The sequence below is a fragment of the Mycobacterium sp. Dal123C01 genome (assembly GCF_052566995.1).
Map to the genome: position 1 here is coordinate 4,814,632 of NZ_CP199580.1, position 18,433 is coordinate 4,833,064.

The window sequence follows — 18,433 nt, forward strand, 5'->3', positions numbered from 1 at the left end:
ACGCGCGCCGCGGGGAGGAGGACGTTGTGGCCAGCCTCGAGCAGACCCGCCAGCTGGTTACAGAAATCCCCGGTCCGCTGTCGCTGGAACTGAACAAACGCCGGAGCGCGGCGGTGTCGCACGGCGTCGGCATCACTCTGCCCGTGTTCGTCGCACGTGCCGGCGGCGGCATCGTCGAAGACGTCGACGGTAACCGCCTGATCGACCTGGGCTCCGGCATCGCCGTCACCACGATCGGCAACTCCTCGCCACGGGTCGTCGACGCGGTGCGGGAGCAAGTGGCCGAGTTCACCCACACCTGCTTCATGGTGACGCCGTACGAGTCCTACATCGCGGTCGCCGAACAGCTGAACCGGATTACTCCGGGCTCCGGCGAGAACCGCTCGGTGCTGTTCAACTCCGGCGCCGAGGCCGTCGAGAACGCCATCAAGATCGCGCGCTCCTACACCCGCAAGCCCGCCGTGGTGGCGTTCGACCACGCCTACCACGGCCGCACCAACATGACGATGGCGCTCACCGCGAAGTCGATGCCTTACAAGAGCGGGTTCGGCCCGTTCGCGCCGGAGATCTACCGGGCGCCGATGTCCTACCCCTATCGCGACGGCCTGCTCGACAAGGAGTTGGCCACCGACGGCGAACTCGCCGCCGCCCGTGCCATCAGCGTCTTCGACAAGCAGGTCGGCGCCGACAACCTGGCCGCCGTGGTCATCGAGCCGATCCAGGGCGAAGGCGGATTCATCGTGCCGGCCGAGGGCTTCCTGCCCGCCCTGCTGGACTGGTGCCGCAAGAACGACGTGGTGTTCATCGCCGACGAGGTGCAAAGCGGCTTTGCGCGCACCGGGGCGATGTTCGCCTGCGAGCACGACGGCGTCGAGCCGGACCTGATCTGCACCGCCAAGGGCATCGCCGGTGGCTTGCCACTGTCGGCGGTGACCGGCCGGGCCGAGATCATGGACGCCCCGCACGTCAGCGGCCTGGGCGGCACCTTCGGCGGCAACCCGGTTGCCTGCGCGGCGGCGCTGGCCAGCATTGAGACTATTGAGGAAGACGGCCTGATCGAGCGGGCCCAGCAGATCGAACACGTCATCACCGACATTCTGTTGCGGATGCAGGCCGGCGACGATCGGATCGGCGACGTGCGCGGTCGCGGCGCCATGATCGCCATCGAGCTGGTGAAGTCCGGCACCAGCGATCCCGACGCCGAGCTGACGAACAAGCTGGCCACCGCGGCGGGCGCCGCCGGCGTCATCGTGCTGACCTGCGGCATGTTCGGCAACATCATCCGGTTGCTGCCTCCGCTGACCATCAGCGACGAGCTGCTCACCGAGGGACTCGACGTCCTGCGCCTCCTGCTGGCCGACCTGTAAAACCGACAACCCCGGTTTTCGCAACCGCAGGTGGGCGATCTCACAGCGCCATCGTCGGTAAACTCATTGAGGAATACCATTAGCTTCGCTAACGTTCTATATGTCAGCGCAATGTGGCGCGAACAATCCAAAATTTCTCATGGCAAGGAACTGTTATGCCGACAATTACTCGTGAAGAGCGGCTCGAACGCCGCATTGAGGACCTGACCGCTAACGATCCACAGTTCGCCGCAGCCAAGCCGGACCCGGCCGTCGCCGAGGCCGTTGAGCAGCCTGGACTGCGACTTCCGCAGATCGTCCAGACCGTGCTCGAGGGTTACGCCGACCGCCCGGCCCTCGGGCAGCGCGCCGTCGAGTTCGTCAAGGACGACAGCACCGGTCGCACCTCGTTGGAGGTGCTCTCCCATTTCGACACCATCACCTATCGCGAGCTGGACCAGCGTGTTGGCGCGCTCGGACGCGCCTTGACCAGCGACTCAGTGCAGGCCGGCGACCGTGTTGCGGTGCTCGGCTTCACCAGCGTCGACTTCACCACCATTGACGTGGCGCTTTACCGGATCGGTGCGGTGGCGGTTCCGCTGCAGACCAGCGCGGCGATCACCCAGCTGCAGCCGATCGTGACCGAGACCAAGCCCAGCGTGATCGCGGCGAGCGTGAACCAGCTGCCCGATGCCGTCGAGCTGATCCTGAGCACCGACCACCAGCCCGCCAAGCTCGTGGTCTTCGATTACCACCCCGAGGTTGACGACGAGCGCGAGGCGGTGGAAAGCGCCCGGGCACGACTGACCGCGGTGACCGTCGAGCCGCTGGCTGACCTGCTCGAGCGTGGCAAGGGACTGCCCGCGACACCGGTGGTGAACGACCCCGCCGAAGACGCGCTGGCGCTGCTGATCTACACCTCCGGAAGCACCGGCGCGCCCAAGGGTGCGATGTACCCCCAAAGCAATGTCGCCAAGATGTGGTCCAGGTCGGCCAAAAACTGGTTCGGGGAGAGCGCAGCGTCGATCACCCTCAACTTCATGCCGATGAGCCACGTCATGGGACGCGGGACCCTCTACGGCACGCTCGCTAATGGCGGCACCGCCTATTTCGCGGCCAAGAGTGACCTGTCGACGTTCCTGGAGGACCTCGAGCTGGTCCGGCCGACCGAGCTGAATTTCGTGCCGCGCATCTGGGAGACCCTCTACGGCGAATACCAGCGCCAGGTCGATCGGCAGCTCTCGGACTCCGCCGACCGCAAGGCCGTGGAAGCCGAGGTCTTGAACGAGCAGCGCCAATACTCGCTCGGCGGCCGGTACATCTTCGCGATGACGGGCTCGGCGCCCACTTCCCCGGAGCTGAAGGCCTGGATCGAATCGCTCCTGGAGATGCATCTCACGGACGGCTACGGGTCCACCGAGGCCGGCATGGTTTTACTCGACGGGGAAGTGCAGCGTCCGCCGGTCGTCGACTACAAACTGGCCGACGTTCCGGATCTGGGCTACTTCGCCACCGACCGGCCGCATCCGCGCGGCGAATTACTGCTCAAGACGGCGAATATGTTCCCCGGCTATTACAAGCGGCCCGAAGTCACCGCTGACGTCTTCGACGCCGACGGTTACTACCGGACCGGAGACGTCGTCGCCGAGGTCGGACCCGACAAGCTGGTGTACGTCGATCGCCGTAATAACGTGCTGAAGCTCGCGCAGGGCGAATTCGTCACCGTCGCAAAGCTGGAAGCGGAATTCGGCAACAGCCCGCTGGTCCAGCAGATCTACGTCTACGGCAACAGCGCACACCCCTACCTGTTGGCTGTCGTGGTGCCCACCGGGGAAGCGCTGCAGCGCTTCGAAGAGGCCCAGCTCAAGCCGGCGATCGCCGATTCGTTGCAGAAGGTCGCGAAAGAGGCCCGCCTGCAGTCCTATGAGGTGCCACGCGACTTCCTGATCGAGACCACGCCGTTCAGCCTGGAGAACGGTCTGCTGACCGGCATCCGCAAGCTGGCGTGGCCGAAGCTCAAGGCACACTACGGCGAACGGCTCGAACGGCTCTACGCCGACTTGGCCGCAGGCCAGGCCAACGAGCTGAGTGAACTGCGCCGCAGCGGCGCCGATGCACCTGTGCTGGCGACGGTGATCCGGGCCGCGGCGGCCCTGCTGGGGGCGGCCACCACCGAGCTGACACCCGATGCCCACTTCACCGACCTGGGTGGAGACTCGTTGTCGGCGTTGACATTCGGCAATCTGCTGCGCGAGATCTTCGACATCGACGTGCAGGTGGGCGTCATCGTCAGCCCGGCCAACGACCTACAGGCCATCGCCACCTACATCGAAGCCGAGCGCCACGGCACCAAGCGGCCCACCTTCGCCGCCGTGCACGGTCGCTTCGAACCTGGGCAAGCGGTCGAGGTGCACGCAAGCGACCTGACGCTGGACAAGTTCCTCGACGCAGCGACGTTGGCTGCCGCACCGAACCTGCCGGCGGCCAGCACCGAAGTGCGCACCGTCCTGCTGACCGGTGCGACCGGCTTCCTGGGTCGCTACCTGGCCCTGGAGTGGCTGCAACGGATGGACCTGGTCGACGGCAAGGTGATCGCCCTGGTCCGCGCCAAGGACGACGCCACCGCGCGGGCCCGCCTGGACAAGACCTTCGATAGCGGCGACCCCAAGCTGCTGGCGCACTACCAGCGACTGGCCGCCGATCACCTCGAGGTCATCGCGGGCGACAAGGGCGAGGCCAACCTGGGTCTCGACCAACAGGTGTGGCAGCGGCTGGCCGACACCGTCGACCTGATCGTCGACCCGGCCGCCCTGGTCAACCACGTGCTGCCCTACAGCGAGCTGTTCGGCCCCAACGCCTTGGGCACCGCCGAGCTGATCCGCATCGCGCTGACCGGGAAGAAGAAGCCCTACACCTACGTGTCCACGATCGGGGTGGGCGACCAGATCAAACCCGGTGCATTCACCGAGGACGCCGACATCCGCCAGATCAGCGCCACCCGCAAGGTCCACGACGGCTACGCCAACGGCTACGGAAACAGCAAGTGGGCCGGTGAGGTGTTGCTACGCGAGGCCAACGACTTGTGTGGGCTGCCGGTGGCGGTTTTCCGCTGCGACATGATCCTGGCCGACACCACCTATGCCGGTCAGCTGAACGTGCCCGACATGTTCACCCGGATGATGCTGAGCCTGGTGGCCACCGGCATTGCGCCGGCCTCGTTCTACGAGCCCGACGCCGACGGCAACCGGCAACGCGCCCACTACGACGGGCTGCCGGTGGAGTTCATCGCCGAAGCGGTCTCGACTCTGGGCGCCCAAAGCGCCGACGGGTTCCGCACCTTCCACGTGATGAACCCCTACGACGACGGCATCGGCATGGACGAGTTCGTCGACTGGCTGATCGACGAAGGCTGCGCTGTCCAACGCGTCGATGACTACGGCGAATGGCTGCAGCGGTTCGAGACCAGCATGCGTGGGCTGCCCGAAAAGCAGCGCAACGCCTCGCTTTTGCCGCTGCTGCACAACTACCAGAAGCCGGACCACCCGATCCGCGGGTCGATGGCACCGACAGATCGGTTCCGTGCGGCAGTCCAGGACGCCAAAGTCGGCCCGGACAAAGACATCCCGCACATCAGCGCGCCGATCATCAACAAGTACATCAGCGACCTGCAACTACTCGGCCTGCTCTAAGGTCGCCGGACACCGCAAAGCCGGTCGCCAGCCCGCATACGGGGCTGGCGACCGGCCTTTAGCGTGACGCCTTAGCTCTGCGCGTGCGGCCAGCGCTGATATGCCGCGGCCTGTCCCGGCGCAGCGTCTGCCCGCTGCCGGCGCCAACCGCCGGTCTTCGGGTCTCCGGATGGCACCCCGGGGGTGGTCATGGCATCCGGGGACACCTCACGCTGCGGCTCTTGCAGCCCCGACATGTAAGCGGGCTCGCTGTCCGCCGGTGCTGCCGACCGCACCCGCGCCAGGGCTTCGATATCGCTGGCCAGTCGCACCGCCAGGCGGGCCAGTGCGACGCCGCTCACGAACACGATCAGGGCGCCCAGGCCGGAGAAGTAAGAGATCTCGAGTGCTGCCCGCTTGCGTTCGGTCGCGGCAATCGGATCGCCGACGGACCCGATCCCCAACATCGGAGCGACGTCACCACCGATCACGAACCACGCGCCGGCCAGGACCGCCAGCCAACCGCCCACGATCGCGGTGATCCGATTTCCGGAAAAAATCAGTAGCAGGCCGCCCAGCGCGGTGGCGCCGCCGGGCAACACCTCGAGCCAGCCGCGAGCCGTGCTCCATGCCCAGTCTTTGTCGGGCGTGTAGGCGAAATTGAAATGCGGACCGACAAACGGTATCAACGCCCCCCAAGCACCCAGGATGACCAGGATCAACCCGCACACCGCACCGCGGGAGCGTGGCATCCACAACCTGCCTGGGTGGCCGTCTTGCGCATGGTTCATTACATCTCCTCTTAGACGCCGGGCTACTTCAGCACCGCGTGGATACCCTGCGGTGTTCGCTTGTAACCTCTGGCGGCTTCCGAGGCCGTGACCAGTGTGGCTGGTGTTTCTAGTGTTACGTGGCGACGCCGAGAACCAGCAGCACAAGGGAGATCAACGGAAACGCCCCCTGCGTCACCGCGGCCCGGGCCTTGTCCCGCGCCGCCAGCAGTAACACGATCGCGGCCGCGGCCATGGATCCGACGCCGGCGAAAACGAGCGCGGCCCCCGCGTCCCGGTGCCCCGTGATGAACGCGACGATCCCGATACCGGAGACGATCGCCAGGAAAAGGTTGTAAAAGCCCTGGTTGAATGCGAGCAGCTTGGTGGTCTCGGCTTCCTCGGCCGTCGTGCCGAAGGTGGCGCGGGTACGGGGTGAGGTCCAGGTCAACGACTCCATCGTGAAGATGTAGACGTGCAATAGCGCCGCCAGTGCGGCGAATACCAATCCAGCGGTGATCATGGCGCTCCTACCTGATGATGACGACCCGCTTCGCCCGGCTGTGCCGCGCTCGCGATCGCCATTACTCGAACAATCCCGGTTGAGCCAGACCGGTGATTCCGGCCGGCGGTGTCAGACCCAGGTGAGTCCAGGCCTGTGCGGTGGCCACCCGGCCTCGCGGCGTGCGGGCGAGCATGCCCGCGCGAACCAGGAACGGCTCGCATACCTCCTCGACGGTGGCCGGTTCCTCCCCGACGGCCACCGCGAGCGTCGAAACCCCGACCGGGCCGCCACCGAAGCTGCGGGTCAGCGCCGACAGCACCGCCCGGTCCAGCCGGTCGAGCCCGAGCTCGTCGACGTCGTAGACCTCCAGCGCAGACTTGGCGACATCGCGGGTGATCACCCCGTCGGCGCGTACCTCGGCGAAGTCCCGGACCCGGCGCAGCAGCCGGTTGGCGATCCGTGGGGTCCCGCGCGAGCGCCGGGCGATCTCCGTGCCGGCTTCGGCGCCCAGCTCGATGCCCAGGATCCCGGCGGAACGAACCAGCACCCGCTCCAAATCGGCCGGCTCGTAGAAGTCCATGTGAGCGGTGAATCCGAATCGGTCACGCAACGGTCCGGTCAGCGCTCCGGACCGGGTGGTCGCGCCGACCAGGGTGAAGGGTGCTACTTCCAACGGAATCGATGTTGCCCCAGGGCCTTTGCCCACGATGACGTCGACCCGGAAGTCCTCCATCGCGAGGTAGAGCATCTCCTCGGCCGGCCGGGCGATGCGGTGGATCTCGTCGATGAACAGCACATCGTGCTCGACCAGGTTGGACAGCATCGCGGCCAGGTCGCCCGCGCGCTCCAGCGCCGGCCCCGAGGTCACCCGCAGCGTGGACCCGAGTTCGGCGGCGATGATCATGGCCAGCGACGTCTTACCCAGCCCCGGAGGGCCGGACAGCAGGATGTGATCCGGTGTGCCGCCGCGGTTTTTGGCCCCCTCGATCACCAGCTGCAGCTGTTCGCGGACCCGGGACTGGCCGATGAACTCCCCCAACGAGCGCGGCCGCAGGCTGACATCGACGTCGCCCTCCCCCACGGTGAGCGTCGGCGAGAGGTCGCGGTCCGAATAGTCTTCTTCGGAATACTCGTCGCTCATTTAGCCTTGCCCAGCAACGACAGCGCGGCCCGCAACGCACCGGAAGTTGTTGCCTGATCGCCTTTTTCGCGACCGGCGGCCAGCACACTGTCGGTGGCCTCCTCGGCCTGCTTGGCCGCAAAGCCCAGGCCGACCAAAGCCTCCACCACCGGACCCCGCACCGCGTGGCCGTTAAGAGCAGCGCCCGCCGGTGCCGCCACGGGCACGCCGGCCGGATAGATCTTGTCGCGCAACTCCAGGACCATGCGCTCGGCGCCGCGCTTGCCGATGCCGGGCACCCGCGTCAGCGCGGCGACGTCACCGTCGGCCAGCGCCTGGCGCAGCGCGGCGGCGTCGTGCACCGCCAGCGTCGCCATCGCCAGCCGCGGCCCGACCCCCGACACCGACAGCAGCGTCAGGAACAGGTCGCGATTCTCGCCGTCGATAAACCCGTACAGCGTCTGCGAGTCCTCGCGCACAATCATCGCGGTGACCAGCCGGGCCTCGCTTCCCTGCCGCAGCGTCGCCAGCGTCGACGGTGTCGCATTCACCCGGTAGCCGACGCCGGCGGCCTCGATCACCACATGATCGAGTGCCACGTCGAGCACCTCACCGCGCACCGAGGCGATCATCGACCCGCTCCGGCTTTTGCGATCTTGGCCTGGGCGGCCAGCTTGGCCCGGTAGGCGTTGCGTTGCTGGGCGGCCTGCGCTTCGGCCGCCGCCATCCGGGCCAGCATCGGCGCTCGCCAGCAATGGCAGATGGCCAGCGCCAGCGCATCGGCCGCGTCGGCCGGGGCCGGTTTGGCTTGCAGCTCAAGGATTCTGGTGACCATCGCGGTGACCTGCGCCTTGTCGGCCGCGCCGTTGCCGGTAACCGCGGCCTTGACCTCGCTGGGGGTATGGAAATGCACGTCGATATCGCGTTTGGCCGCCGCCAGCGCGACCACGCCACCGGCCTGCGCGGTGCCCATCACGGTCGACACATTGTGCTGAGAGAACACCCGCTCAATGGCGATGACGTCGGGATGATGCGTGTCCAGCCAGTGCTCGACGGCGTCACTGATGGCCAGCAGCCGTTTGGGCAGCGCGGCATCCGACGGGGTGCGGATCACGTCGACATCCAGCGCGACGATATTTCGTCCGCGCCCGCTTTCGACGACGGAGAGCCCGCATCGGGTCAGTCCGGGGTCGACGCCCATCACGCGCATAGCATGCTCCAACTTCCACTTCTTGGAAATATTGTGGCCCGAACAGCTGTTCGATAGCCTAGCGGCCGGGTCCGACCGCGCGACACAGGACACGCGGCGCCCGGGCCCACTTTCGGATCGGGCACGTTGCGGCTCCGGGCCCGGCGAATGCTGCTAACTTAAGCCCACGTTCGCTCCAGCGCGGCCGCGACGGGAGGGTTTTGCGTGGGAACATGGCTGGTCGTGCTCGCCGCGATGCTGTTCATCGCGTCCATCGTGGTGCTTGTCGTGGCGTCGCGGCGCCCCAAGACGGCGCCTGCGCCGGGCGGCCGCCGCGATCCCCTGTCCTTCAACGCGATGCCGGAGTTCGGGCCCCGGCAACTGGGCCCGGGCGCCATCGTCAGCTACGGCGGCGTCGACTACGTGGTCCGCGGATCGGTGACGTTTCGCGAGGGACCGTTCGTGTGGTGGGAACACCTGCTGGAAGGCGGCGACCAGCCGACCTGGTTCGCCGTGGAAGAGGACGACGGGCGCCTCGAGCTGGTCATGTGGATCACCCGCAAGGACCTCACCTTGCAGCCCGGCGACCAGTATCTGGTCGACGGGGTGACGTTTCGGGAGTCGGAGCACGGCCGCGCCTCGTACACGACCGAAGGCACGACGGGCCTGCCGGCCGGCGGTGAGATGGAGTTCGTGGACTGCGCCAACGCCGACGAAACCGTGCTGCTCTCCTTCGAACGCTGGGCACCCGGGACGCCCTGGGAGATATCGACGGGCAAGCCGGTGGTGCCGGGCGAGCTCACGGTCTACCCAGCACCCTCGCCGTAGGACCGCGCGGTGCCGCTTTATCAGCTCGCCGTAGCTCCGGCCGACGTGTCCGGGAGCACGCTCCGGCTCGCGCTCAATGCGCCCGCACCGCCGCTGCTGGCCGGTCATGTGCTGCGCCATCCCGACGGCGGCGTGCTGCGGCTCGGGGTGCTCGGCGCCTCGCATCTCGTCACGATCGAGCACGCCACCAGCACCTTCTCCGAGCAGGTGTCTTGCACCGCCGGCAGCGACGTCGGCGAGCTGCCCGAGCACGCCGAAGCCTCGGGCTACTCGCTGGAATCGGCCACCGGTACGCACGACGAGGCGACGTTTCGTCAACTGGCGCGCGAACTCCGCGACCGGTGCCGAGCCGAAACCGGTTGGCTCGGCGGCACATTCCCCGGCGATGACGCCGCACTGACCGTGCTGGCCGCCGAACCCGACGACACCGGCTGGCGCTGGCAGACGTGGCACCTGTACCCGCGCACCCCTTTGGGGTCCGGTGGCGAAGTGGTCCACACGGCGAGCCGGTGGCGTCCGTGAGCCGCAAACACCTGTTCTGGCTCGCCGGTGGGCTGGCCGTGGCCGCGGTGGCGTCCTTGATTTTCGGAATCGTATTGCTGCAGAAGGACATTGCGTCCTATATCGCGAGCAACTATCGCGAGTACTCCCGCGACGCCAACGGAACGCGATACCTGTGCACCGGAACCCCCGACCAGGTGGCCGACACGCTCGCCGAGTATCAGGAACCCGAGGCGCGTGCCGACAACGACAACAACGAGTACCTGCGCTACAGCAACAACATCGTGATCGTCGGCCCAGATGGCGGACACCCGTGCAGCATCCGCGTCGAAGGCCTCAGCGCCGGATACAACCACGGCTCGTTCGTCTTCCTCGGCCCCGGGTTCGGTCCCGGATCCCCGTCGAGCGGTGCCGGAGGTACTCCCGGCGGCCCGGGCGGAACCAAATAGCGCCTTATCGGATGGAACCCCAAAGGAGATCGCCATGTACCTCGCCATCGAGATAGGAACCATCGACCTCAACCCGATACTGAAAGGAGTTGTGGCCTCGCTGCTGTACTTCGTGGTCGGAATGGCAGTCCTGGTCTCCGGCTTCTACATGGTCGATGTGTTGACCCCCGGAAAGCTGCGGCAGCTGGTGTTCGTCGATCGCCGCCCCAACGCCGTCGTGGTCGCCTGCGCGATGTACGTCGCCCTCACCATCGTCATCATCAGCGCCGTCGCGAACAGTTACAGCCAGCTGGGGCAGGGACTCCTCGGTGTGGCGGTCTACGGGTTCATGGGTGTGATCCTGCTGGGGATCGCGTTGCTGACGCTGCACCTGGTGATCCCGGGCAGCTTCCACGAGCACATCGACGAGCCCGAGCTGCATCCGGGGTCGTTCGCGGTGGCCCTGATGCTGCTGGCCGTCGGAGGGCTGACGGCGGCCGCGGTGTCATGACGACCACCCAGGAAGCAATCCCGTCCACGGAGCCGTCGATACGCTGGCGGGCCGTGCTGCTGGCGGCCGTCGCGGCCTGCGCGGCATGCGGCATCATCTACGAACTGGCGCTGCTGACGCTGTCGGCAAGCCTGAACGGCGGCGGCATCGTCGCCACCTCGTTGATCGTCGCGGGCTACATCGCGGCGCTGGGCGTGGGCGCGCTGCTGGTCAAGCCGCTGCTGAGGCACGCGGGCATCATCTTCGTGGCCGTCGAGGCGCTGCTGGGCATCATCGGTGGGTTGTCCGCGGCGACGCTGTATGCGGTGTTCGCGTTCCTGGACGGCGAGATCGGATCGACGTGGGTGCTGGCGGTGGGCACCGCGCTGATCGGCGGGCTGGTCGGCGCCGAAGTGCCGTTGCTGATGACGCTGCTGCAGCAGGGGCGGGTGGTGCCCGCCAAGGACTCGGCCACCGACACCGGCCGCACGCTGGCCAACCTCAACGCCGCCGACTACCTGGGCGCGCTGATCGGCGGATTGGTCTGGCCGTTCGCGCTGCTGCCGCATCTCGGGATGATCCGCGGCGCGGCGACCACCGGCGTCATCAACTTGGTCGCGGCGGGCATTGTGGCGATGTTCCTGCTGCGGCGCGCCATCTCCGTCCCGCAACTGGTGACGGCGCTGTGCGCGCTCGCCGCGGCCCTCGGGCTTCTGGTGGTGCTGCTGGTGCACGCTCACGACATCGAAACGACCAGCAGGCAAAGGCTTTACGCCGACCCAATCATCACCTACCGGCACACCGTCTACCAGGAGATCGTGGTCACTCGTCGCGACAACGACACCCGGCTGTATCTGGACGGCGGTTTGCAGTTCTCCACCCGCGATGAATACCGCTACACCGAAAGCCTCGTCTATCCGGCGCTCGGCAAGGGCGCGCGCTCGGTCTTGGTGCTGGGCGGCGGCGACGGCCTGGCAGCACGAGAACTGTTGCGCCAGAAGGGGATCGATAAGATTGTTCAGGTCGAGCTCGATCCGGCGATGATCGAAATTGCCCGCACCACCCTGCGGGACGCCAATGCCGGCGCGCTGGACAACCCGCGGGTTTCCGTCGTGATCGACGACGCGATGCGCTGGCTTCGGGCACCGCATCCGGAGCTGCGTCCGGCCGGGGGCTTCGACGCGGTCATCGTCGACCTGCCGGACCCGGACACACCCGTGCTGGGCCGGCTGTATTCAACCGAGTTCTATACCCTTGTCGCGCACGCACTTACACCCAATGGTCTCGTCGTGGTCCAGGCGGGCAGCCCGTTCTCCACGCCGACCGCGTTCTGGCGCACGGTGTCGACGATGCGTTCCGCGGGGTATGCGGTCACGCCCTACCACGTGCACGTGCCGACGTTCGGCGACTGGGGTTTCGCGCTGGCCCGCCCCGGCGACACCGCACCGATCCCCACCATGCCCGCCGACGCGCCGCCGCTGCGCTACCTCAACCCGCAGGTGCTGCAGGCCGCGACGGTGTTCTCCGACGACATCGCGCCGCGCCCACTCGAGCCGTCAACGCTGGACAACCCGCGCATCGTCGAGGACATGCGCCACGGCTACGACTAGCTGGCCTCTTCGTCGAGAGCGGCCAGCACCTCATCCGAGATGTCGACGTTGGTGTAGACGTTCTGCACGTCATCGCTGTCCTCCAGCGCGTCGACGAGTTTGAACACCTTGCGGGCGGCCTCCACGTCGACCGGCACGCTGACCGACGGCTGGAAACTTGCCTCGGCCGATTCGTAGTCGATGCCGGCGTCCTGCAACGCGGTCCGCACCGCGACCAGATCGCCTGGTTCGGAAACGATTTCGAAGCTCTCACCGAGATCGCTGAGGTCCTCGGCGCCGGCCTCGAGCACCGCTCCCAGCACGTCGTCCTCGGACAGGCCGTTCTTCTCCAGCGTCACCACACCCTTACGGGTGAACAGGTAGGCCACCGATCCCGGATCGGCCATGTTTCCGCCATTGCGGGTCATCGCGATCCGCACCTCGCTGGCGGCACGATTGCGGTTGTCGGTCAGGCATTCGACGAGCACCGCCACACCATTGGGTCCGTAGCCCTCGTAGGTGATGTTCTGCCAATCGGCGCCGCCGGCCTCCTCGCCCGCGCCCCGCTTTCGGGCGCGTTCGATGTTGTCGTTGGGCACCGAGGTCTTCTTCGCCTTCTGGATGGCGTCGTAGAGCGTCGGATTGCCGGCCGGGTCACCACCGCCGGTACGGGCGGCGACCTCGATGTTCTTGATGAGCCGGGCGAACTCCTTGCCACGGCGCGCGTCTTTGACGGCCTTCTGGTGCTTCGTGGTGGCCCACTTGGAATGGCCGCTCATCGTCTTCCTACCTCGTTCCTCTTATTGCCCTCTTCGTTTTACAAGCCAGACGAGTCTACGTGGACGATCGGGTCCGGCCGCCCGGCCGCTCCCCCCGAGGTCGAGTGTGCACTGACGGCGTCCGGTGTGCGGTGACGGCGGGGATTCCGGGAAATCGCCGCCCCAGGCACACACTCAAAGCCTTCGACGCACACTCGACGGTTTCGGGGCGCGAGATTTGGGAGAACCTGAAGAACGTGAATCAACCGAAAGAACCCGAGGACGCCAGGGAGTCGACCGAGGAGCAGCGTCGGGAGCAGGAACAACTCGAACATCAGGACGTGGATCCGGAAGGGCCGGGCTTGCAGCAGTCCCACGGCGACGTCGCCGACGAGAGCACGCGCTAGATCCGGCCCCTGACGATGTCGACGAACAGCTGGTGGATGCGGCGGTCTCCGGTCATCTCCGGGTGAAATGCCGTCGCCAGCATCGGGCCCTGCCGGACCGCGACGGCGTGTCCCGCGGCGCTGGCCAGCACCTGCACGCCGTCCCCGACTCGCTCGGCCCACGGCGCCCGAATGAACACCGCCCGCACTGGCCCCTCGAGGCCCGCGAAGTCGACATCGCCTTCGAACGAATCGACCTGACGTCCAAACGCGTTGCGCCGCACGGTCATATCGATCGCGCGTAGCGGCAGTGCCTGCCGGCCGTTGACGCCCGCATCGAGGATCTCGCTGGCCAGCATGATCATGCCGGCGCACGCACCGTAGGCCGGCAGCCCGTCGGCCAGCCGCGCGCGCAGCGGCTCGAGCAGGTCCAGGTCGAGCAGCAGGTGGCTCATCGTGGTGGATTCCCCGCCCGGAATGATCAGCCCGTCGATCGCCTCGATCTCGCTGCGGCGGCGCACCGGCATCGACTCGGCTCCGGCGTCACGCAGCGCCGCCAGGTGCTCGCGGGTATCGCCCTGCAGCGCCAGCACTCCGATCCGGGGGCGGCTCACGGCTGGTATCCGCGCTTGTAGCGGGTCAGCCCCTCCTGCATTACCGCCGCGACCATCTCGCCGGTCTGGGTGAAGATCTTCCCCTGGCACAACGCGCGACCGCCGCTGGCCGACGGCGAGGATTGGTCGTAGAGCAACCACTCGTCGGCGCGGAATGCCCGCATGAACCACATCGCGTGGTCCAGCGATGCCACCTGCAGATGCTCGCGCACGTCGAGGTGGGTGACCTGTCCCGAGCCCAGCAGGGTCAGGTCGCTCATGTAGGCCAGCGCGCAGATGTGCAGCACCGGATCGTCGGGCAGCGGATCACGGTGGCGGAACCACACCTGCTGCTGTGCGGCCTTGCCGGGCGAGAGCTGCAGGAGCTCGCGCGGCACGATGCAGACGTCCCACTCGGCGAACTGCTTGAACCCGGCGTCGTCGAAAGCCTTGATCGAATCCAGGCCGGGCAGGCCGTCGGGCGGCGCCGCGGGCGGCATCGGGTCCTGGTGGTGGATGCCGTCTTGGTCGGTTTGAAAGGACGCCCCCATGCTGAAGATGATCTCGCCGTGCTGGATGGCGTTGACCCGCCTGGTGGCAAAAGACCCGCCGTCGCGGGTGCGCTCGACGATGAAAACCGTGCGCTCGTTGGCGTCCCCGGGTCGCAGGAAGTAGCCGTGCAGCGAGTGCACTTGGTAGCGCGGGTCGACGGTGCGCACCGCCGAGACCAGCGACTGGCCGGCGACATGGCCCCCGAAGGTGCGCTGCAGGAATCCGGACTCCGGGCTGAAGATGCTGCCCCGATAGATGTTGACCTCGAGTTGCTCGAGATCAAGGATCTTTTCGATCGACACGGACTGTTTTTACCAGCCGCGCTCGGCCAGCCGATGCGGCTGCGCGATCTGCTCGACACTGATGCCCACCATCGCCTCGCCCAGGCCACGGGAAACCTTGGCCAGCACATCGGGGTCGTCGTGGAACGTCGTGGCCTTGACGATCGCGGCGGCGCGCTGCGCGGGGTCGCCCGATTTGAAAATCCCCGAGCCCACGAAGACTCCCTCGGCGCCGAGCTGCATCATCATCGCCGCGTCGGCCGGCGTCGCGATCCCGCCCGCGGTGAACAGCGTGACCGGAAGCTTGCCCGCCCGGGCCACCTCGACGACGAGCTCGTAGGGCGCCTGCAATTCCTTTGCCGCAACGAATAATTCGTCCTCGGACAATGACGTCAGGCGGCGGAGCTCGCCACCGATGGCGCGCATGTGTGTGGTCGCGTTGGACACGTCACCGGTGCCGGCTTCGCCCTTGGACCGGATCATGGCCGCGCCCTCGTTGATGCGCCGCAGCGCCTCACCGAGATTGGTCGCCCCGCACACGAACGGCACGGTGAACTTCCACTTGTCGATGTGGTGGGTGTAGTCGGCGGGGGTCAACACCTCCGACTCGTCGACGTAATCCACGCCGAGGCTCTGCAGAATCTGTGCCTCGACGAAATGCCCGATGCGCGCTTTGGCCATCACCGGGATCGTGACCGCGGCGATGATGCCCTCGATCATGTCGGGGTCGCTCATCCGCGACACCCCGCCCTGAGCGCGGATGTCGGCGGGTACTCGCTCCAGCGCCATCACCGCAACGGCACCGGCGCCTTCCGCGATCCGGGCCTGCTCCGGGGTGACGACGTCCATGATCACGCCGCCCTTGAGCATCTCGGCCATGCCGCGTTTGACCCGCGCCGTTCCCGTCACTGCCTGGCTCGACTGTGCGCCGCTGTCCACTAGCTCCTTCTCTCCTTGAACCATCGCGCTTCCACTCTAGTGGTGCGAAACAAATCGATTTTCCCGCTGTTTACGGGGGCGGCCACATTGTGCTAGATATTGCCTCAGCTGTTTGCGCAGACCGTTGCTGCTGGTGCGAATCGTGGGGTGGCAACCCAGGTCACACCGGCCTTGGCGGTTGGCCGAGAAGAGGTCCCGGATGTTGCCGGATTTCGTGCTGCTGCCGCCGGAGATCAATTCTGCGCGCATGTACGCGGGACCGCGCTCGGGATCGATGTGGGCCGCGGCGGCGGCCTGGGACGGGCTGGCCGCCCAATTGGGCTCGTCGGCAAGTTCCTTCCAGTCGACGGTGTCGTCGCTGACCGGCGGGGCGTGGCAGGGTCCGGCGTCGATGACGATGGCAAGCGCGGCCGCCCCGTATGTGCAGTGGTTGACCGCGACGTCGGCCAAGGCGGAGCTGGTGGCCACCCAGGCCCGGTTATCGGCGGGCGCGTTCGAGGCGGCGTTTACCGCGACGGTGCCCCCGGAGGCGGTTGCGGCCAATCGTGCCCAACTGATGACGCTGATCGCGACCAACCTGTTGGGTCAGAACACCGCGGCGATCGCGGCGACCGAAGCCCTGTACACCGAGATGTGGGCCCAGGATGTCACGGCGATGACGGCCTACGACGCCAGTACCACGGCGGCCGAAGCCGGGTGGACGCCGTTCAGCGACCCGCCGCTGACCCTGACCAGCCTGCCCACCCCGACCTACACGTCGTTCCTTCAGCAGCTGTTCGACTCGCTGTTCAATTCGCTGACCCAGCAGCTGATGAATCCGATGACGCAGCTGCAGATGCTCTCGACGCCGGCGCAGTTCGCGATGGAACCGATGCAAATGGCGATGGGTCAGCTGATGTCCGGCGCCAATCCGTTGCTGAGCGGTGCCGCCAGCGTCCCGGCGATGGATCCGTTCCTGGCGTCTGCGGTCAGTCCGGCTGTGGGCGGCCCGAACACGGCGCAGCTCACCGGCGTGGTCTCCGCGGGTATGGGCCGGGCCAGCTCCATCGGGAAGTTGTCCGTGCCGGCGAATTGGGCCAACGCCACCCCGGCGCCAGCCCCGACTCCCCCGGTTGCCGAGCTGCCCAGTCCCGCGGTGAGCCCAGTGTCGGCGAGCCTGCCCACCACGCCGTACCCGCCCTCGCTGAACGTGCCCGGGCGATTGATAGGTGCGGTCACTCCAGCGGTCGCGGCCCACCGCGCGGGTGGGGCAGCACGCCCGGTGCTCGGATAGTCAGGCGGAACGCCCGATGTCATTCGTGATCACCGACCCCGACATGATCGGAACGGCCGCCGACGAGTTGCAAGGGATCGGGGCGTCGCTCGACGCGACGAACGCGGCCGCGGCGGCCCCGACGATGGGAGTGCTTCCGCCGGCGACGGATTCGGTATCGGCGCGAACCGCGGCACTGCTGGACGCGGCCGCCCAGCAGTATCAGGCGCTCAGCGCGCAAGCCGAACTGTTCCACAGCCAGTTCGTGCAAACCCTGATCACCGCGAAGAACGCGTATGCCGAAACCGAGGCCGCCAACGCGGTTGGTATGCAGTCGTCGACGTCCAACAACATCGCGCTGATCATGGGTGGCACCGGGAACCCGACGCCGGACCTCAACTACATGACGTCCATCGAACAGGCTTACCTCGCCCAGAACTATTCCGGCTACACCCTGGTGAGTCTGCATACGCCGGAACAGTTCTGGCCGGTTACCGGCATCTTCGACGAAACCTTCGGCAGGTCGGTCTACCAAGGGCTGGGATCGCTGAACAACGCGATCCTGACCCAAACCGCCGCCGGCAATCATGTTGTCGTCGTGGGTTATTCGCAGAGCGCCACCATCGCCAGCCTGGAGATGCGCTATCTGCAGGCCCTCCCGGCCGCCCTACGACCGAATTCTGACCTGCTGAACTTCGTGTTGCTCGCCGATCCGAACAACCCGATGGGCGGCATTCTGACGCACTACATCCCGGGATTCGGTTCGTTTCATTTCCCGACGCCCTTGATGACGCAATACGCGACCTCCATTTTCACGATGCAATACGACGCCATCGCCGACTTCCCCATGCACCCGTTGTGGTTGCCGTCGGACCTCAACGCCCTTTTCGGCTTCCTAGATCTGCACTCCCAGTACCCCTACCTCGCCGCATCACAAGTCGCCTCCGCGATCCAACAGCAGGTAGGCAACCTGAGCTACTACTTCATGCCCACCGCACAATTGCCGCTGCTGGATCCGCTGCGGATGCTCCCCATCCTGGGGAACCCGTTGGCCGATTTGCTCCAGCCGTTCCTCAAGCCGCTCGTCGACATCGGCTACGCGCCCGGGCTGCTCCCGGGCCTCAACCCGCTCAGCATTGCCGGCTACGTGGGCCAGGGCGCCACGGCGGGAATCACCAACCCACTGGTGGCGGGACTGCCGCCGCTGGTCTCCAACAGTTTGGCGAGCGGGTTCTAGC

19 protein-coding genes are annotated in these 18,433 nt (G+C 66.9%); 10 read left to right on the forward strand and 9 right to left on the reverse strand.

The annotated features are described in order from the left end of the window. Positions 1-26 precede the first annotated feature (26 nt). Both gabT and car read left to right on the forward strand, forming a co-directional pair. A complete protein-coding gene (gabT, locus tag ACTXG5_RS22460; RefSeq protein WP_445160883.1) occupies positions 27-1,367 on the forward strand; it encodes a 4-aminobutyrate--2-oxoglutarate transaminase in 1,341 nt (446 codons plus the stop codon). A gap of 155 nt (positions 1,368-1,522) precedes the next feature. Then, on the forward strand, positions 1,523-5,035 hold the full coding sequence (car, locus tag ACTXG5_RS22465) for a carboxylic acid reductase (RefSeq protein ID WP_445160884.1): 3,513 nt from the start codon (positions 1,523-1,525) through the stop codon (positions 5,033-5,035). A 71-nt stretch (positions 5,036-5,106) separates the two neighbouring features. Here car and ACTXG5_RS22470 read toward each other — a convergent pair whose 3' ends face one another. The 5 genes from ACTXG5_RS22470 to ruvC form a co-directional block, all read right to left on the reverse strand. Then, positions 5,107-5,805 (reverse strand): hypothetical protein, encoded by a 699-nt coding sequence (locus tag ACTXG5_RS22470; protein WP_445160885.1) that lies wholly within the window; start codon positions 5,803-5,805, stop codon positions 5,107-5,109. Between the two features lie 115 nt (positions 5,806-5,920). Further along, the gene (locus tag ACTXG5_RS22475; protein WP_445160886.1) at positions 5,921-6,307 is read right to left on the reverse strand and encodes a DUF1304 domain-containing protein; all 387 of its coding nucleotides are present in this window, start codon (positions 6,305-6,307) and stop codon (positions 5,921-5,923) included. 61 nt (positions 6,308-6,368) lie between these two features. Further along, on the reverse strand, positions 6,369-7,430 hold the full coding sequence (gene ruvB, locus ACTXG5_RS22480; RefSeq protein WP_445160887.1) for a Holliday junction branch migration DNA helicase RuvB: 1,062 nt from the start codon (positions 7,428-7,430) through the stop codon (positions 6,369-6,371). Then, entirely contained in the window at positions 7,427-8,041 is a 615-nt protein-coding gene (gene ruvA, locus ACTXG5_RS22485; RefSeq protein ID WP_445160888.1) for a Holliday junction branch migration protein RuvA, read from the reverse strand. The genes ruvB and ruvA overlap by 4 nt, the downstream gene beginning before the upstream one ends. Further along, positions 8,038-8,619, reverse strand: coding sequence for a crossover junction endodeoxyribonuclease RuvC (ruvC, locus tag ACTXG5_RS22490; RefSeq protein ID WP_445160889.1), 582 nt, complete (start codon positions 8,617-8,619; stop codon positions 8,038-8,040). The genes ruvA and ruvC overlap by 4 nt, the downstream gene beginning before the upstream one ends. Before the next feature lie 204 nt (positions 8,620-8,823). On the opposite strand from ruvC, the gene ACTXG5_RS22495 reads away from it, so the two are divergent. From ACTXG5_RS22495 to ACTXG5_RS22515, 5 genes are read left to right on the forward strand one after another with little or no spacing between them, the layout of a single operon-like run. Beyond that, positions 8,824-9,426 (forward strand): DUF4178 domain-containing protein, encoded by a 603-nt coding sequence (locus tag ACTXG5_RS22495; RefSeq protein ID WP_445160890.1) that lies wholly within the window; start codon positions 8,824-8,826, stop codon positions 9,424-9,426. Between the two features lie 9 nt (positions 9,427-9,435). After that, the gene (locus ACTXG5_RS22500) at positions 9,436-9,948 is read left to right on the forward strand and encodes a DUF2617 family protein (RefSeq protein WP_445160891.1); all 513 of its coding nucleotides are present in this window, start codon (positions 9,436-9,438) and stop codon (positions 9,946-9,948) included. After that, positions 9,945-10,376, forward strand: a complete 432-nt coding sequence (locus ACTXG5_RS22505; protein ID WP_445160892.1) for a DUF4247 domain-containing protein — start codon at positions 9,945-9,947, stop codon at positions 10,374-10,376. Before ACTXG5_RS22500 ends, ACTXG5_RS22505 begins: the two co-directional genes overlap by 4 nt. A 34-nt stretch (positions 10,377-10,410) precedes the next feature. Next, positions 10,411-10,866: a DUF350 domain-containing protein gene (locus ACTXG5_RS22510; RefSeq protein ID WP_445160893.1), complete on the forward strand. Its 456-nt coding sequence runs from the start codon at positions 10,411-10,413 to the stop codon at positions 10,864-10,866. Continuing rightward, on the forward strand, positions 10,863-12,455 hold the full coding sequence (locus ACTXG5_RS22515; RefSeq protein ID WP_445160894.1) for a polyamine aminopropyltransferase: 1,593 nt from the start codon (positions 10,863-10,865) through the stop codon (positions 12,453-12,455). Before ACTXG5_RS22510 ends, ACTXG5_RS22515 begins: the two co-directional genes overlap by 4 nt. On the opposite strand, the gene ACTXG5_RS22520 is transcribed toward ACTXG5_RS22515, so the two are convergent. Then, positions 12,452-13,213: a YebC/PmpR family DNA-binding transcriptional regulator gene (locus tag ACTXG5_RS22520; protein ID WP_445160895.1), complete on the reverse strand. Its 762-nt coding sequence runs from the start codon at positions 13,211-13,213 to the stop codon at positions 12,452-12,454. The genes ACTXG5_RS22515 and ACTXG5_RS22520 overlap by 4 nt on opposite strands. 236 nt (positions 13,214-13,449) lie before the next feature. On the opposite strand from ACTXG5_RS22520, the gene ACTXG5_RS22525 reads away from it, so the two are divergent. After that, positions 13,450-13,599: a hypothetical protein gene (locus tag ACTXG5_RS22525; RefSeq protein ID WP_445164628.1), complete on the forward strand. Its 150-nt coding sequence runs from the start codon at positions 13,450-13,452 to the stop codon at positions 13,597-13,599. Here the strand turns inward: ACTXG5_RS22525 and pdxT are convergent. Genes pdxT through pdxS form a run of 3 tightly spaced genes read right to left on the reverse strand, consistent with a single transcriptional unit; the run spans position 13,596 to position 15,967 of the window. Next, entirely contained in the window at positions 13,596-14,192 is a 597-nt protein-coding gene (pdxT, locus tag ACTXG5_RS22530) for a pyridoxal 5'-phosphate synthase glutaminase subunit PdxT (protein ID WP_445160896.1), read from the reverse strand. The genes ACTXG5_RS22525 and pdxT overlap by 4 nt on opposite strands. Continuing rightward, a complete protein-coding gene (tesB, locus tag ACTXG5_RS22535; RefSeq protein ID WP_445160897.1) occupies positions 14,189-15,025 on the reverse strand; it encodes an acyl-CoA thioesterase II in 837 nt (278 codons plus the stop codon). Before tesB ends, pdxT begins: the two co-directional genes overlap by 4 nt. 9 nt (positions 15,026-15,034) lie before the next feature. After that, positions 15,035-15,967, reverse strand: coding sequence for a pyridoxal 5'-phosphate synthase lyase subunit PdxS (pdxS, locus tag ACTXG5_RS22540; RefSeq protein WP_445160898.1), 933 nt, complete (start codon positions 15,965-15,967; stop codon positions 15,035-15,037). A 175-nt stretch (positions 15,968-16,142) separates the two neighbouring features. Between pdxS and ACTXG5_RS22545 the strand changes: the two genes are divergently transcribed. Further along, positions 16,143-17,216 carry a PPE family protein gene (locus ACTXG5_RS22545; RefSeq protein ID WP_445160899.1) on the forward strand — a complete coding sequence of 358 codons (1,074 nt, stop codon included), beginning with the start codon at positions 16,143-16,145 and terminating at the stop codon, positions 17,214-17,216. 16 nt (positions 17,217-17,232) lie between these two features. Then, complete coding sequence (locus tag ACTXG5_RS22550; RefSeq protein ID WP_445160900.1) at positions 17,233-18,432, forward strand: PE family protein; 1,200 nt, start codon at positions 17,233-17,235, stop codon at positions 18,430-18,432. Position 18,433: the final 1 nt, after the last annotated feature.